We start from the raw sequence: 277 nt of genomic DNA on the forward strand, positions 1-277 counted from the left end.
TACCAATCTTCTGCAAAGGCCTCTGAGCCTCCGCCCTGGAAAGCGGTGGCGCTGGTCTGCTGAGGGCTCTGTTCGGTGTATGGATAACCCGTAGGAAGGCTGCTTGGGTTGTCACCGTCACGAAACGATGCCCAGTTATTTTCATCAGTCGGCTTCAGGTTTCGGTAGCACAGTTCCAGTTCGTCACGGCTTGGCAAATACCAATCGGTGTGCCCGGCGATGTTCAGTTGCAGAGCCCATTCAGCCGCATTGTTACCTGCATCTTTCATCGCGGTAG

Annotated in this window: 1 pseudogene; it reads right to left on the reverse strand. The window is 54.9% G+C overall.

The features are described from left to right. Positions 1–277 (reverse strand): annotated as a pseudogene (locus tag ACTHSW_RS10885) (DUF1566 domain-containing protein); the annotation flags it as partial.

It is taken from the genome of Neisseria sp. P0008.S004, from assembly GCF_051962755.1.
Taxonomy (GTDB): Bacteria; Pseudomonadota; Gammaproteobacteria; order Burkholderiales; family Neisseriaceae; genus Neisseria; species Neisseria subflava_A.